This window comes from Bacillus sp. FSL R5-0659 (assembly GCF_038008785.1).
Classification (GTDB): domain Bacteria; phylum Bacillota; class Bacilli; order Bacillales; family Bacillaceae; genus Bacillus; species Bacillus safensis.
This window is the reverse complement of sequence record NZ_JBBOZU010000001.1, coordinates 2,486,338-2,501,885: the sequence shown is the minus strand read 5'-3', so window position 1 is coordinate 2,501,885 and position 15,548 is coordinate 2,486,338. Positions and strand designations below refer to the sequence as shown.

Annotated in this window: 16 protein-coding genes and 2 other annotated features; of the genes, 15 read left to right on the top strand and 1 reads right to left on the bottom strand. The window is 42.2% G+C overall.

All coding sequences use genetic code 11. From position 1 onward, the window contains the following. Positions 1 to 98 precede the first annotated feature (98 nt). From NSQ72_RS12830 to NSQ72_RS12790, 9 genes are all read left to right on the top strand, one after another. Entirely contained in the window at positions 99 to 485 is a 387-nt protein-coding gene (locus NSQ72_RS12830) for a hypothetical protein (protein WP_047202651.1), read from the top strand. Between the two features lie 4 nt (positions 486 to 489). Continuing rightward, positions 490 to 948, top strand: coding sequence for a transcriptional regulator NrdR (gene nrdR, locus NSQ72_RS12825; RefSeq protein WP_003216720.1), 459 nt, complete (start codon positions 490 to 492; stop codon positions 946 to 948). Positions 949 to 1,049: 101 nt separating this feature from the next. Next, a complete protein-coding gene (locus NSQ72_RS12820) occupies positions 1,050 to 2,474 on the top strand; it encodes a replication initiation and membrane attachment family protein (RefSeq protein ID WP_058838328.1) in 1,425 nt (474 codons plus the stop codon). A gap of 16 nt (positions 2,475 to 2,490) precedes the next feature. Further along, complete coding sequence (gene dnaI / locus NSQ72_RS12815; protein WP_341084212.1) at positions 2,491 to 3,420, top strand: primosomal protein DnaI; 930 nt, start codon at positions 2,491 to 2,493, stop codon at positions 3,418 to 3,420. Positions 3,421 to 3,453: 33 nt separating this feature from the next. Further along, on the top strand, positions 3,454 to 4,092 hold the full coding sequence (locus tag NSQ72_RS12810) for a TVP38/TMEM64 family protein (RefSeq protein WP_059374803.1): 639 nt from the start codon (positions 3,454 to 3,456) through the stop codon (positions 4,090 to 4,092). Between the two features lie 60 nt (positions 4,093 to 4,152). Then, complete coding sequence (ytxC, locus tag NSQ72_RS12805) at positions 4,153 to 5,022, top strand: putative sporulation protein YtxC (RefSeq protein WP_341084209.1); 870 nt, start codon at positions 4,153 to 4,155, stop codon at positions 5,020 to 5,022. Positions 5,023 to 5,065: 43 nt separating this feature from the next. Next, positions 5,066 to 5,312: a binding site (T-box leader), on the top strand. 45 nt (positions 5,313 to 5,357) lie between these two features. Further along, entirely contained in the window at positions 5,358 to 7,298 is a 1,941-nt protein-coding gene (thrS, locus tag NSQ72_RS12800; RefSeq protein ID WP_024425713.1) for a threonine--tRNA ligase, read from the top strand. Between the two features lie 156 nt (positions 7,299 to 7,454). Then, positions 7,455 to 8,375: a methyl-accepting chemotaxis protein gene (locus tag NSQ72_RS12795; protein ID WP_341084206.1), complete on the top strand. Its 921-nt coding sequence runs from the start codon at positions 7,455 to 7,457 to the stop codon at positions 8,373 to 8,375. A 128-nt stretch (positions 8,376 to 8,503) separates the two neighbouring features. After that, positions 8,504 to 9,654 (top strand): IS3 family transposase gene (locus tag NSQ72_RS12790; protein ID WP_341084203.1). Its coding sequence is split into 2 segments (ribosomal slippage): positions 8,504 to 8,777 and positions 8,777 to 9,654, totalling 1,152 coding nucleotides; the frame shifts between segments, so codons are not numbered across the junction. 62 nt (positions 9,655 to 9,716) lie between these two features. On the opposite strand, the gene NSQ72_RS12785 is transcribed toward NSQ72_RS12790, so the two are convergent. Continuing rightward, positions 9,717 to 10,496: an HAD family hydrolase gene (locus tag NSQ72_RS12785; protein WP_039180540.1), complete on the bottom strand. Its 780-nt coding sequence runs from the start codon at positions 10,494 to 10,496 to the stop codon at positions 9,717 to 9,719. 176 nt (positions 10,497 to 10,672) lie between these two features. Between NSQ72_RS12785 and NSQ72_RS12780 the strand changes: the two genes are divergently transcribed. The 6 genes from NSQ72_RS12780 to rpmI all read left to right on the top strand — a co-directional run bounded on the left by NSQ72_RS12780 (position 10,673) and on the right by rpmI (position 15,527). Next, positions 10,673 to 12,430 carry a sensor histidine kinase gene (locus NSQ72_RS12780; RefSeq protein ID WP_341084201.1) on the top strand — a complete coding sequence of 586 codons (1,758 nt, stop codon included), beginning with the start codon at positions 10,673 to 10,675 and terminating at the stop codon, positions 12,428 to 12,430. Further along, positions 12,427 to 13,164, top strand: a complete 738-nt coding sequence (locus tag NSQ72_RS12775) for a LytR/AlgR family response regulator transcription factor (RefSeq protein WP_039180535.1) — start codon at positions 12,427 to 12,429, stop codon at positions 13,162 to 13,164. The genes NSQ72_RS12780 and NSQ72_RS12775 overlap by 4 nt, the downstream gene beginning before the upstream one ends. A 137-nt stretch (positions 13,165 to 13,301) precedes the next feature. Continuing rightward, positions 13,302 to 13,745 carry an antiholin-like murein hydrolase modulator LrgA gene (gene lrgA, locus NSQ72_RS12770; RefSeq protein WP_024425718.1) on the top strand — a complete coding sequence of 148 codons (444 nt, stop codon included), beginning with the start codon at positions 13,302 to 13,304 and terminating at the stop codon, positions 13,743 to 13,745. 14 nt (positions 13,746 to 13,759) lie between these two features. Then, positions 13,760 to 14,455 (top strand): antiholin-like protein LrgB, encoded by a 696-nt coding sequence (lrgB, locus tag NSQ72_RS12765; protein ID WP_024425719.1) that lies wholly within the window; start codon positions 13,760 to 13,762, stop codon positions 14,453 to 14,455. A 128-nt stretch (positions 14,456 to 14,583) separates the two neighbouring features. Then, positions 14,584 to 14,715: a sequence feature (ribosomal protein L20 leader region), on the top strand. 71 nt (positions 14,716 to 14,786) lie between these two features. Then, positions 14,787 to 15,302, top strand: a complete 516-nt coding sequence (infC, locus tag NSQ72_RS12760; RefSeq protein ID WP_024425720.1) for a translation initiation factor IF-3 — start codon at positions 14,787 to 14,789, stop codon at positions 15,300 to 15,302. A 24-nt stretch (positions 15,303 to 15,326) separates the two neighbouring features. Further along, positions 15,327 to 15,527 (top strand): 50S ribosomal protein L35, encoded by a 201-nt coding sequence (rpmI, locus tag NSQ72_RS12755; protein ID WP_003216324.1) that lies wholly within the window; start codon positions 15,327 to 15,329, stop codon positions 15,525 to 15,527. Positions 15,528 to 15,548 lie beyond the last annotated feature (21 nt).

The window sequence follows — 15,548 nt, the reverse complement described above, 5'->3', positions numbered from 1 at the left end:
TCCAACATTCCCCAGCTTGTCTATACTTTTGTTCTAGGAAAACAAAGGTTTTTTTTATAAAATAAAGAAAGAGTCATTATGGCAAAGGGGATACGTGTATGATTTTAAGACAAAATTTTAAACGGTTCATGTCAAACCATACAGAAACATCTGACGAGCATCCAGTGTCAGAACTGAAAAGCCATTACTACAAATCGACGAATGCACAAGTTTTTCAAGCGGTGGAAGCCATTCTTTCCCGAAACGATTCCTATCAGGTGACATCTGTTTCAGCAGAACGAGGTGAAATCAGCGCAAACATACGGTTGCCGAAAAAAGCCTTTCTCGTGGCGACTGTCATTTCAATTCGTCCTTTTGAAACAGCTGTCGATTTTAATGTAACAACAGAAACGGCCCTGCCAACAGATTTCGGCTATAGTCAGAAGACCGTTCTGTCCCTTTATGATGAACTAGACAAACAACTTCCAAGAATAGATCGGAGCTGATGATATGAAATGTCCCACATGTCAGCACCTTGGCACAAGGGTGCTTGATTCAAGACCAGTAGATGAGGGGAAATCCATCCGTCGTAGAAGAGAGTGTGAAAGCTGCCAATATCGCTTTACGACGTTTGAGAAATTAGAAGAATTACCGCTGATTGTGGTGAAAAAAGAAGGGATTCGAGAAGAATTCAGCCGGGAAAAAATGCTGAGAGGACTCATCAAAGCGTGTGAAAAGCGTCCTGTCGCTTTAAAGCAGCTGGAGGATGTCTGCTTTAATATCGAAAAAGAACTGCGCAATCAAGGCATGTCAGAAGTGAAAAGCGAGCTTGTAGGTGAAATGGTGATGGACGAGCTGGCGAAAATTGATGAAGTGTCTTACGTCAGGTTTGCCTCGGTTTACCGGCAGTTTAAAGACATCAATGTCTTTATTGATGAATTAAAAGATCTATTAAAGAAAGAACGCTAAAAAGAGCTGGAGATTCTTCATGCTCTTTTTCCTGCGTAAAGCGTAAAACGCAAAAAGAGTGTACAATGGAAACAATCGCAATTCATGGGGAGGATCAGCAAATGACAGAGCATTGGAAGGAAGTGCTAGCCGTCGATCCGTATGTCGTCAAAAGCGCTTCATTGCTCGGTGACATCGATAGACAGCTCATCACTCTTTTATATCAGCCGCTTATTGGCATGTCCGCTTTTAGCTTATACATGACGCTGTGGGGAGAGCTGGAACAAAATCGTATGTGGGGAAAACCTGCACCTCATCGGCAGCTCATGGTCATGCTGCAGACGAATTTAAATGATATTTTTGAGGAACGTTTAAAGCTTGAAGCAATCGGCTTACTCCGCACATATGAACAGGAAACGGAAGAAGGCAGACTGTTTACATATGAGCTTGTACCGCCGCTAAGACCGGATGAATTTTTCCAAGATGGTATGCTGAATGTCCTGCTGTACCATCGTGTAGAGAAAGCAAAATATATGCAGCTTCGTGATTATTTCTCTTACCCAGGTGTTCCTGCAGAAGCAAAGAACATTTCACGGTCGTTTGAAGAAGTCTTTCACGTATTGCAGCCAGGCGAACGCAAGATGACAGAAGAGATTCATCAGGCGACATCGCTTGATCAAGGCTATGAATATGTGACTGTTGGATCGAGTCAGCCGGCACCGCTCTCAGACGAATCCTTCGATTTCGATCTATTGTTAGCGGGTATGTCTGACATGATGATTCCAAGAAAGGCTTTGACTAAGCAGGTAAAAGAAACAATTAAGAAGTTAGCTGTTGTATACGGCATCACCCCGCTTCAAATGCAAAATATTGTAGCAGGTGCATGCGGTTCGGATCAAATGATCTCAACAGAAGAGCTGAGAAAAGCAGCAAGAGACTGGTACCAAATTGAATACAGAGGCGAACAGCCAAAGCTGATTGATCAAAAACAGCCAAGACACTTGCGGCAAGATGCTTCAAAGACGCCGGCAGCGGATACTCCAGATGCAAAATTGATTGAAAAGCTGGATCATATTTCGCCTAGAGAGCTGCTAAAAGACATGGCAGATGGCATTGAGCCGACGTATGCCGACTTAAGAATTGTCGAAGATATCATGCTCGAGCAGCAGCTAGAGCCAGGTGTCATGAATGTTCTCATCTACTATACCTTACTCAAAACAGATATGAAGCTGTCGAAAACATACATGCAAAAAATTGCCGCTCATTGGGTAAGAAAGAAAATCAAAACCGTTGCCGCGGCCATGAAAATTGCCAAAGAAGAGAACAGACAAATGACAGAGTGGGCGCAGCAGAAAAAGCAGCGCAGCACATACGGTTCAGGAAAAGTCGTCAGGGAAGAGAAACTGCCTGACTGGATGAAAGAAACCGAAACGAAAGAACAGCCGGCAAAAGAGCAAACGGACAATCTGTCTACAGAAGACCTCGAACGAGAAAAAGAAAAACTGTTAGATCAGTTTAAAAATATGAAAAAGTACAATGCACATTAAGGTGAGGTGAGATGGGATGAAACCGATCGGTCGTTCATTTGAACAGCTAAAAGGACGAGTAGATTTTCGCGTGAGATACAATCAGATTAAAGAAAGTGTGTTATCTGATGAAGATGTGAAGGCCTTTTTACAGAAGCATCAAGAAGAAATACATGAAGACATGATCAATCGCAGCTTGAACCGGCTCTTTGAATATGTGCAGCAGTCGAAGGGTTGCTCTTACTGCTTAGATGACGAAAACGTCAATGCCATTTTAGATGGGTATCACCCGAAGCTTGTAATCAAAGGTCAGAGTATTGATATTGAATATTCCCCTTGTCCAGTCAAGCTGCGGCTCGATAGACAGAAAAAACAGCAAGAGCTGATGAAAAGCATGTATATTCCGCAAAATGTCCTTCAAGCGACGTTCACTGATCTGAACGTTGTGGGAAGACAAGAGGTCATCCAAAAAGTAGGTCAATTCCTCCAAAGCTATGATGAGACTGGAAAAGGAAAAGGCTTGTATTTACACGGAAAATTTGGAGTAGGAAAAACGTATATTCTGGCAGCCATTGCGCAGCAGCTAGCGGAGAAAGAATACCCATCTCTCCTTGTTTACGTGCCTGAATTTGTGAGAGAGTTAAAAAATTCGTTAGCTGATCATACGCTAGAAGAAAAGCTGAATATGGTTAAATCCACCCCGATTTTAATGCTTGATGATATTGGAGCAGAATCGATGACAAGCTGGGTGCGGGATGAGCTGCTCGGTACGATCTTACAATACCGTATGGCAGAGCAGCTGCCGACGTTTTTCTCTTCTAATTTCTCACCAAATGAGCTGAAGCATCACTTTACGTACTCACAGCGCGGGGAAAAAGAAGAGGTCAAAGCCGCTCGTTTAATGGAACGGATTCTCTATTTAGCAGAGCCGGTCTTGCTCGAAGGAGAAAACCGCCGTCATTTATAAAAGCGTATGTCACCTGAAGGAGGAGCAAATGAAATGAACAAACGAAAATGGCTGCTTTTTCTCGTGATTGGCATTGTTGCTGCTGCGCTGTGGTGGCTGAATAAACAGCATCTTCAGCTCGCGCCGAAAGATGTGAAGAATTGGGTGCTTCAATTTGGGATACTGGCTCCCTTTGTTTTTCTTTTCTTATCTCTTTTCCGCCCGTTTGTTCTCGTCCCGATTACAGTCTTTTCTTTGGCGGCAGGTTTGGCATTCGGCAGTGTCCTTGGGACGATTTATGCCCTCATTGGGGCTACAGCCGGGGCAACAGGCTCCTTCATGATTGCTTCAACCTTTCGTGCAAAAAAGAAGGAAACGGAATCAAACAGCCGAAAGCTGAAAGCGGTGACGTCCCGCATTCAGGAGCATGGATTTCTTTATATTTTGTTATTGCGTATTGCACCGATTCATTTTGATTTCGTCAGCTATGCGGCAGCTGCTTCACGTGCAAATTATCGTGCATTTGTGGCAGCCACCTTTTTAGGCTTAATACCGGGTACAATTGCGTTAAATGTTCTCGGCTCAAGCTTTGTCAGCGGCAATTATGCCGCCTTAGTGGTTGTTTGTTTGATTTATTTGATCTTTATCTCCGTTCCACTCATTTTAAAAAGAAAGATGCCTGATTTATTTTAGGCGTCTATTTTTTATGTTTCCCCCATATATATGTAACAGATGTCGTTAGGGGGGACAAACATGCTTGAAATAATCTTTGAAGATGAATATGATACCGCCGCTTTTTTACATCTTGCTGAACACTTGGACAGTCGGCATCACATGTCAATTCAACAAGGGAAAGACCGGCTTCTCATAGAGGCGAAGGAATCAGAAGAAGCACTTGAGCACATTGTGCGGCCATTATTGGTTCACTTTTTTTTGGAATGCAAAGAAAATGAGCGCATGCGCAGCATCCTTGAAAACACCTATTTATTTAAAGATCCCGAAGAGCAGCACCAAATTCTTTCCATCGCTCACAGTATCATGAACGGGGACTTAGATGGTATTCCCGGCATTCAGCAAGAGCCGTCAAGAGAAGCCCTTTTAAAAAAGGAGCTTGAGGCAATTTCTTTACAGCAAGGTGTTTTTTCAATTGGTTCATTTATGACATTTAGGCTGTCAGAGTATGATCGAAGGCTGAAGAACTATGTTGAAGTGTCCATTGAAGAATACAAAATGGAGCAAGAGTATCAAAACTTCATTCAATCGCTTCGAGACTATGTGATGGCAAGAGAGCCTAGGCTCGAAAAAGTACATGTTGTGCATCAGGACCGCCTGGTGATTTGGGAATTTCGCTACGCTTCTGAGCGTGATCAAAAACAATACATAGACAGACAGTTTGTAAGAGAGCATCCAATGTATATTGATTCGCAGCTGATTGCACCGCTTGTCTCCATTGCACCGCAAAAAATTGACCTATTTACAAATGATACAGGTCACTCGATGGTGCAAACGATTCAAAATATTTTTCAAGAAAGGGTCGAGGTGTTCCCATCTCATTCATTCCAAGAGCACAATGTTCAATTTGTACATGACCATTTCGACAAGAAAAGTGAAAAGCTTTCTTGATTTTCACGAAAAAACGTTTTATAATACGGTGTAACTTCATACAGAGACCGTATTGATAAGGACATGAACAAATGAACACCCGCTTAAAGAGAGGGAAGCCGCGGCTGAAAGCTTCCTAGCAGAGGACCATTTGCTTTACCACCTTTGAACATCAGCTGTGAACTTTTTAGTAATGGCTGACGGGAATTCCCGTTATCGAACCGCAAGCCGTATTTGCTTATGAAAAGCAAGCTGCAAGTACGGGAAAAAGGGTGGAACCACGATTCCGTTTATTCAACCTCGTCCCTTTCCAGGGGGCGAGGTTTTTATATTGCCAAAAAAAGGAGTGACCAGAGATGTCAGAACAAATTCAACTTACATTTCCAGATGGAGCAGTCAAGGAGTTTGACAAAACAGCGACAACAGAAGACATCGCGGCATCAATTAGCCCGGGCCTAAAGAAAAAAGCACTTGCCGGTAAATTGAACGGTAAAGAAATAGATCTGCGTACGCCGCTATTAGAAAGTGGAACAATCGAGATCATCACAGATAAAAGTGAAGAAGCACTCGACATTATGCGCCACAGCACAGCCCATTTGCTAGCGCAGGCGATCAAACGCCTGTATGGAAAAGAACATCACGTTCAGTTTGGCGTAGGTCCTGTCATCGAAAATGGCTTCTACTATGATGTGGACATCGATGTAGCCATCACACCTGAAGACTTACCAAAGATTGAAAAAGAAATGAAGAAAATCATTAACAGCAATCTGCCAATTGAGCGAATTGAAGTATCAAGAGAAGAAGCGAAAAAGCGCTTTGAAGCGATTGGTGATGAGTTGAAGCTTGAGCTGTTAGAGGCGATTCCAGAAGGTGAAGCTGTGACGATTTATGAGCAGGGTGAATTCTTTGACCTCTGCCGCGGGATTCACTTGCCGTCTACAGGGAAAATCAAAGAGTTTAAACTGTTAAGCCTTGCAGGTGCATACTGGAGAGGTGACAGTAACAACCAAATGCTTCAGCGTATTTACGGAACAGCTTTCTTCAGCAAAGAAGATTTAAATGAGCATTTACGTCTGCTTGAAGAAGCGAAAGAACGCGATCACCGTAAGCTTGGAAAAGAGCTGAAGCTGTTTGCAAATTCCCAAAAGGTTGGTCAAGGACTTCCGCTTTGGCTGCCAAAAGGCGCAACGATCCGCCGCGTCATCGAGCGTTACATTGTCGATAAAGAAGTGCGTCTTGGCTATGAGCATGTGTACACACCAGTTCTTGCGAATGTTGAGTTGTATAAAACATCAGGACACTGGGCGCATTATCAAGAAGACATGTTCCCCGTGATGGAAATGGACAACGAAGATCTTGTTCTTCGTCCGATGAACTGTCCGCACCATATGATGATTTACAAAAACGAGCCGCACAGCTATCGCGAATTGCCAATTCGTATTGCAGAGCTTGGTACAATGCACCGCTATGAAATGTCAGGTGCCTTATCCGGCCTTCAGCGTGTTCGCGGTATGACATTAAACGATGCACACATCTTTGTTCGTCCAGATCAAATCAAAGACGAGTTCATCCGTACAGTTCGCTTAATTGAAGAAGTGTATCAAGACTTTGGCTTGAATGACTACACATTCCGCTTATCTTACCGTGATCCAGAAGATACTGAGAAGTATTTCGATGACGATGCGATGTGGAATAAAGCACAATCGATGCTGAAGGATGCAATGGACGAGCTTGGTCACGACTACTATGAAGCAGAAGGCGAAGCGGCATTTTATGGTCCGAAGCTTGATGTACAAGTGAAGACAGCTCTTGGAAAAGAAGAGACATTATCCACTGTACAGCTGGATTTCTTACTTCCAGAACGCTTCGATCTCACATACATCGGAGAAGATGGAAAGCACCATCGCCCAGTCGTCATTCATAGAGGCGTTGTTTCTACAATGGAACGCTTTGTTGCCTTCTTAATTGAAGAATACAAAGGAGCCCTTCCAACATGGCTGGCACCTGTACAATTCCAAGTCATCCCGGTTTCACCGTCTGTTCATTTAGACTATGCGAAAAAAGTGCAGGAACGTTTGCAGCTTGAAGGTCTTCGTGTAGAGCTTGACAGCCGCGATGAAAAAATTGGGTACAAAATTAGAGAAGCGCAAATGCAAAAGATTCCGTACATGCTTGTTGTCGGAGATCAAGAAGCAGAAAATGGCGCTGTCAATGTAAGAAAATACGGGGAACAAGATTCAGAAACAATGGATCTTGAAGCCTTTGTGAAACATGCAGTAGCAGAAGCGAAAAAATAATGAAGCAGCCAGTGATTTTTTTAGATCACTGGCTTTTTTCTTTTTGGAAAACTTTCTCCAATAGTGATCCAATTCCTAAAAAGAGACGTTTAGATAGTACAAAAGTAAGGGTAAGTATGTACTATTGGTTTGAGACAAATTGGGGGAATGAAATCGATGAAGCAAACAACAAACACTTTATCGTCACAAGTATTGGAGCAATCAGCTGTTCTTCGTGCATTAGAGCACTCGCTGGCAATGATTGAATTTAATGTGGCAGGTGAAGTTCTATGGGTGAACGATATTTTTGCAAAAGCCATGGGATATTCTAAAGAAGAGATGATCGGTCTTAAACATAGACAGTTTTGTCCTCCACATATTACAGAACACACAAGCTATCACATGTTTTGGAAGCGTTTGAGAGAAGGTCAAGTCTTTCAGGAAAAAGTGCAGCGGGTCACAAAAGACGGCAGCAGCTTATGGCTTGAAGCGACATATTCACCTGTTCGAGATGAAGAAGGAACTGTAGTGGGTGTTGTGAAAGTGGCGACAGATATTACGGAGAGAGAACTATCGATGAAACAGGTTGTAGAAGACTTAAAGGAGATGTCTGCGAAATTAATGGAACGAGCAGAAGTTGGCATACAGCATAGTCAAAGTGTCAATACATCCTTTAATCATATAGCAAACGAAACCGATCAAAATATGAGCTTGCTAAAAGGATTAACGGAGCAGGTAGAGTCCATCAGCTCTATTGCGGCAACCATTAATAGTATTTCTTCGCAAACCCAGCTGCTCGCCTTAAATGCGGCAATAGAAGCGGCACATGCGGGTTCCTATGGAAATGGCTTTAGTGTAGTGGCAGCAGAAATTCGAAAGCTTGCGACAAATTCAAAAGAAGCGATCGTCAAGGTAGATCAATATGTGAAGGCGATCCATGCAGAAGTAGAGAAGGTCAGCAGCGGAACAAGCAGGGCAAAGACAACCGTGTTTACAAACCGGGATCTTGTAAAGCTGGCAAGCGAAGAATTCATCATTGTAGGAGAAGCAGCACGCGGCTTAGACCGGCAAGCGCAAAGTCTAGCATCAATCATTTAGCTCTGTGAATAAAAAACACCCAATCTCGTCAGGGGGACTGACCCCATAAGATGAGACAAATAAAAAACACCTTCAAGTTTGAAAACGGATCGTTGTGATCCGAAATAAAACATGGAGGTGTTTTTTCTATGGGGACAAGAGTGAGTTATCCGGTTGAAGTCAAACAGAAGGCTGTGGAAATGAGATTGGCAGGCGTACCAATGAAAAAGATCATGCAGGAATTGAATATTAAGAATAAGACGCAGGTTCAGACATGGGTGAGGTGGCATAAAGCTGGGGATACACACAGGTTCGAACAACCTGTTGGAAAACAATATACCTATGGAAAGGGTCCCGAGTACTCTTCCGAATTAGAGAGACTGCAGGCAGAAAATCGCTATTTGAGTCAACAGAATGAAGTTTTAAAAAAGTACAACGAATTGGAAAGGAAGTTGATAAGGAAACGTCAATCAAACTGGTAGAAGAATTGTGCAAAACGATGACGGTACAGGACATCTGTGTCCATTTAGGCATCTTACGTACTTCGTATTATAGATGGAAAAAGGATTATACTCAAAATCATTCTAAAAGACAATTAGAGAAACAGATCGGCACGTTGTGCCGAAAGCACAAATATCGATATGGTTATCGGAAAATCACAGCCATACTAAAAATGAGAATGCGTATTAACCATAAAACTGTTCAACGTATCATGCAGAAAAACCAGTGGCAATGCCAGGTTAAAATGAAAAAGCGTAAGAAGAATGGGCAGCCCTATGCCGTGGCTGGTAATATACTGGATCGGAATTTTCAGTCTGATCGCCCTCTTAAAAAACTAGTAACGGACATCACGTATTTGCCTTATGGACAGAAACAATTGTACCTTTCCAGTATATTGGATTTATATAATGGAGAAGTGATTGCTTTTACGATTGGTGATAAGCAGGACACAGACTTTATCTTAAACACACTTAATCAGCTCCCAGCACTGCCTGAGAATTGCGTGTTACATAGCGATCAAGGTTCTGTGTATACATCTTACGAGTATCAGAAAGCTGTTCATATAAAAGGCATTACCATGAGCATGTCCCGTAAAGGGACACCCGCTGATAATGCCTCCATCGAATCGTTTCATTCCTCACTAAAGTCTGAAACGTTCTATCTTAACAGGATTGATCGCACTACGACCACCATCGTAGAACGCACTGTCAAAGAATACATTTATTATTATAACAACATTCGTATTCAAACGAAACTAAACAACCAATCACCGATAAACTATCGGCAATTGGCTGTATAAAGGTGTTTTGATCCCTGTCTCAAAAACGGGGGTCAGTCCCAGGAGAAGGGTGTTTTTTTGTTTTATTTTAATATATCAAACAATTCATGTAAGTCTTTGATTTCATAATCAGGCGTCACATCTGTTTCATTTTTCTTGTCATGGCGATTGATCCAAACGGTTTGGATGCCAACGCGAGATGCGCCGAGAATATCTGTTTTTGGATTATCTCCAACCATGATCACTTCGTCTTTTGTTAAGTTTAACAGCTGAAGGCAGTGCTCAAAGATACCTGGATCAGGCTTGCCTTTCCCATAATCTCCTGAAATCACAATCTCGTTAAAATAAGGAGCAAGCTCAGGAACACCCGCAAGTTTTTCCTTTTGAAGGCTAGGATCTCCGTTTGTTAAAAGGAGCAATTCGTAACTGCCTTTCAGTCGGTTTAAAACAGGGTATGTTTCTTCATAGACATATGGGCGTTTTCTGCGCTCTGCTGCAAAGAAATCAGCCAAATATTGTCCAAATGCCTCATCGTCAATTCCCGCTGCCCTTAAGCCATTGGTCCAAGCGTTTTTGCGATATTCTGGTGCAATGGCGTTCAGCTTTTGAAAGCCTTCGCTAATCGGTTCACTAAAATTGGACCACAGTCCTTCGAAAGGATTAATGCCGATCATGACAGTATAATCATATGTTTCATAGGAAGAGTACAGCTTTCTTGCTTCTTCACGTACAATCTGTTCAAATGATTCTGGATCGAGTCCATATTTCTTTTCCGCTTCCCGGCAAGTTTCCTGAAAAGTTGTGTGAATGCTTTTTTCGTCCCAAAGCAAAGTATCATCTAAATCGAAAAATACGGCTTTCATGATCTTCTCCCTTGTTATGTATGTGTTACCTTCAATTGCAAGTGACAGGCTCATGTTCATTTTACAATAGAAGAAGAGGCCAATAAAGAAAAGATTTGAGAGATCTTTGATCATTGACCGCACATGATAGAATAGAAAGACAGTAGATATGACATACATCATTTGAGGTGGTCGGTTTGCTTCATTTAATTATCATGATGATCGAGCGTGTAGGGATCATCGTTATTCTAGGATTTGTGCTTGCCCATGTGAAGGGCTTTCGCAATCTATTGCTACATAATCAAGGATTTCGGAAAAAGGCAATCCTTGTCTTCATTTTTGCTTCTTTTAGCATTATCAGCAATTACACAGGAATTGAAATTCAGCAGCAAATTGTCATGAATCATGAGTTTTCTTATCATCTCGGCTCGTCAAGCTCTATCGCCAATACGAGAATTATGGGGATCGAAATGGGCGGTTTGATCGGGGGGCCGTTTGTAGGGATTGGCGCAGGGCTTTTAGCTGGAATTCATCGCTATTCCCTTGGAGGAAGCACCGCGCTCAGCTGTGCGATTTCTTCCATTTTAGCCGGTGTCATTGCAGGTTATGTCGGCAGCAGGTTTAAGCGGAGGAATCGAATGGTGACACCTCGCCAAGCAGCTTTTTTTGGTGTGGCGATGGAATCATTACAGATGATCATTATCCTTCTGTTTGCAAGACCATTCGCCGATGCATGGGGGCTAGTCAGTATCATTGCCCTGCCGATGATTTTTGTGAATGGAATCGGCAGCTTTATCTTTTTATCTATTTTACAGTCAGTCATTCGGCAAGAAGAGCAGGCAAAGGCGATGCAGACGCATCGTGTATTTTTGATCGCCGATCAAACACTGCCTTTTTTCCGCCAAGGGTTAAATGAACAGTCTTGTAAAAGTGTGGCGGAGATCATTCATCGGTTGACTGAAACAGATGCGGTCTCCTTAACAGATACAGAAAAGATTTTAGCGCATGTCGGAGATGGAACAGATCATCATATTCCATCTAAAAGCTTGATTACGGGGCTGTCGAAACAAGTCTTGATGAGCGGCAAGATTATGAAGGCACATTCGAAGGGCGAAATCAATTGTTCCGTCGCTCATTGCCCTCTTGAAGCCGCAATCGTGCTGCCGCTCACTTCTAACGGTCAAACGATCGGGACGTTAAAAATGTATTTCAATTCTCCGGTCGGATTAAGCAGGGTGGAAGAGGAGCTTGCAGAAGGTTTGGCGATGCTGTTTTCCACACAGCTTGAGCTTGGAGAGGCGGAAACCCAAAGCCGCCTGCTAAAAGATGCAGAGATTAAAGCCCTTCAAGCACAAGTGAACCCGCACTTTTTATTTAACGCCATTAATACCATCTCTGTTTTGTGCAGAACCAATGTGGAGATGGCAAGGAAGCTGCTGTTGCAACTAAGTATTTATTTTCGCTCAAATATGCAAGGTGCCCGCCAGCTGCTGATTCCGATGCATAAAGAGATTCAGCATGTGGAGGCATATTTGTCACTTGAACAAGCGAGATTTCCAAATAAGTACCATGTGACCTTTCAAATTGAAAAGGAGCTGGAGCAGGTGATGATTCCGCCCTTTGTGCTTCAGGTGCTTGTTGAAAACGCTGTGAGACATGCTTTTCCTAAACATCAAACAAATTGTGAAGTCATTGTATCCGCTTTGATGAAAGATGGGCATGTTTATATGAAAGTAACAGATAATGGGCAGGGAATTGAAGATGATAAGATGGCTCAACTATTAAAAGCGCCTGTCGAATCACTAGAAGGAACAGGGACAGCCCTTTTTAATTTAGATCAGCGGTTAAGAGGGATTTTTGGCAGACAAGCTGCTTTATCGATTCATAGTGACCAAGGCACTGACATCTCATTTCGCATTCCAATGGATTATGTAAAAAAGGATGATTCTCATTGATGAAGGTATTAATTGTAGATGATGAAGTGTTAGCAAGAGATGAATTAAAATACTTATTACGAAGAACGAAAGAGGAAGTTCAAATAGAGGAAGCAGAAAATATAGAATCTGCTTTTGATCGAATGGTTGATCAGAAGCCGGATCTGCTCTTTTTAGACATTGATTTATCTGGTGAGAATGGATTTGATATTGCCAAAAGGCTCAACCGGATGTCTGATCCGCCAGCGGTTGTATTTGCGACAGCCTTTGATCAATATGCGCTGAAGGCGTTTGAGGTAAGTGCGCTTGATTACTTAACAAAACCATTCGATGAAGAGCGTTTGCTCCAGACCATTCAAAAGTTTAAAAAATGGAAATCTGTTGAAACGCAAGAGCACCAGCTGTTAGATGAGAAAATACCCCATCAGCAAAAATTAGCGATATCAGTTGATGACTCTATTGTGATCCTGCAAGTTGAAGAGATCATGTATGTAGGACTAAGCGAGGGGAAAAAGGTTGTGAAAACAAAGGATCACATGTATGAGGTCACAGAACCGCTGGTGGTCATTGAAAAGAAACTCCCTGAGGCTTATTTTATGAGGGTCCATCGCAGCTATATCGTGAATACCTCTCATATGAAAGAAGTACAGCCGTGGTTTAATTCGACGTACAATCTGCATATGACAGACGGGTCCATCATTCCTGTCAGCCGCACATATGCCAAAGAATTAAAGAAGTCACTCCTGCTAGAGTAGGAGGGCTTTTTTTGTTTGTATTTCAATACTCGTTTTTTGCATTTCAGTCATTGAATTTGGTGAGTTTTATTGTAAACGCTTTATTCATTTATTTCATGCCGTATACTGAGGGCAGTCGAAGAAAGAGGTGAAGGGGCATGAGTGCCACTAAAGTATATGGATTTTTATCTCAAGCATTTATTTTTGCAACCGTAATGTTCGTTTCTAATCTCATTTCAATGTATTTACCGATTCCGATGCCCGCATCCGTGATTGGTTTGGTTCTATTATTTGTTTTGTTAACAACGAAAATTGTCAAACTGGAGCAGGTGGAGCAATTAGGTACATCATTGACAGGACTCATTAGCTTTCTATTTGTTCCCTCTGGGATCTCAGTTATTCAATCACTAGGTGTCATGCAAGAAGTAGGTGTGCAAGTAGTCGGTGTCATTATCATTGCAACCATTATGTTACTTGCAGCGACAGGGCTGTTTTCACAGCTTCTCATGCAATTATCAGAAAGACCGCAGAAACGTAAAGAGACAAAGGAGAGTAAATCTGCTCCTTCTCATTCAAATAAACCAGCTTCAAGTACGCATTAAAGGAGAGATGCAAAATGGGTACAAGTACAATGAGTCCTTATTTTGGCATTGTCGTCTCATTAGTCGCTTTTGGAATAGGGACATTTTTATTTAAAAAATCAAAAGGTTTCTTCTTGTTCACCCCGCTGTTTGTGGCGATGGTACTGGGCATTTTATTTTTGAAAGTTGGCGGTTTTTCCTACGCAGATTATAATGAGGGCGGCAAGATTATCAAATTTTTCTTAGAGCCTGCCACGATTGCTTTCGCTATCCCGCTTTATAAGCAGAGAGCCTTGCTTAAAAAATATTGGTGGCAAATTTTATCCGCTATTTTTGTAGGTTCACTTTGTTCCATTACGATCGTATATCTCGTCGCAAAAGGAATTCATTTAGATGCGGCTGTGATGAAAAGCATGCTTCCACAAGCAGCGACAACAGCGATTGCTCTCCCGATTGCAAAGGATATTGGCGGAATCGCAGATATCACAGCCTTTGCGGTCATATTTAATGCCGTCATTGTCTATGCACTAGGTGCCTTCTTCTTAAAATTGTTCCGCATTAAAAACCCAGTGGCAAAAGGTCTTGCACTTGGTACATCAGGACATGCGCTTGGGGTTTCTGTTGGAATTGAGATGGGAGAAGTAGAAGCAGCTATGGCAAGTATCGCCGTTGTGGTCGTAGGAGTTGTGACCGTTATCGTCATCCCAATCTTTATGCAATTGATTCTTTGATGGCGTCATTGTGTGAAAAAGTCTTGCCCAATTCGTCTCATCATGTTACACTGAAAAAGTTGTTTCAAGAGTTCGGTTACTTGACGGACAAATGAAAATTGTGTAGAATAGTTAACGAATTGAATAGATATCACAAGCAGAAGCACCCGCTTCTCACCTGATTGACACATGTTTGTAGTTGACAGGTTGACCGTACATTTATTTTTTCATGCAAATGTTCGCAGTGTGGGTGTTTTATATGCCCACACTTTTTGTTTGCCTGTAAAACATACAACGAAATGGTCAAAATGAATTGTGAACTCAATTCAAAATCTCATGGAGGTGGCTCACTATTAGCAAAGATCAATTAGTTAATGAAGGTATTCGTGCGCGTGAAGTTCGTTTGATCGGACAAAATGGCGATCAGCTTGGGATTAAAACCCGCCAGGAAGCTCTGGAAATTGCTGCTAAAGCTAATCTTGACCTTGTGTTAGTTGCTGCAAATGCAAAACCACCTGTTTGCCGAATCATGGACTATGGTAAGTTCCGATTCGAACAGCAGAAGAAGGAAAAAGAGGCACGTAAGAATCAAAAAATCATTAGCTTAAAAGAAGTTCGGTTGAGCCCGACAATCGATGAACATGATTTTAACACGAAGCTCCGTAATGCAATCAAATTCCTTGAAAAGGGAGATAAAGTGAAAGCTTCTATCCGCTTTAAAGGCCGTGCGATTACGCATAAAGAAATCGGACAGCGCGTGTTAGACCGTTTCTCTGAAGCTTGCGCTGAAGTAGCAACAGTAGAAACAAAACCTAAGATGGACGGACGCAGCATGTTCCTCATGCTTGCACCAAAAGTCGAAAAGTAAAGTAACAGAGGGAGGAAACATCCAATGCCAAAAATGAAAACTCACCGCGGATCTGCTAAACGTTTCAAAAAAACAGGTTCTGGTAAACTTAAACGTTCTCATGCGTACACAAGTCACTTGTTCGCTAACAAATCTACAAAGCAAAAACGTAAATTGCGTAAGAGCGCAATCGTAAGTGCTGGAGATTTCAAACGTATCAAACAACAACTTGCAAACATCAAGTAATTTGGAATAGGAATCATAGGA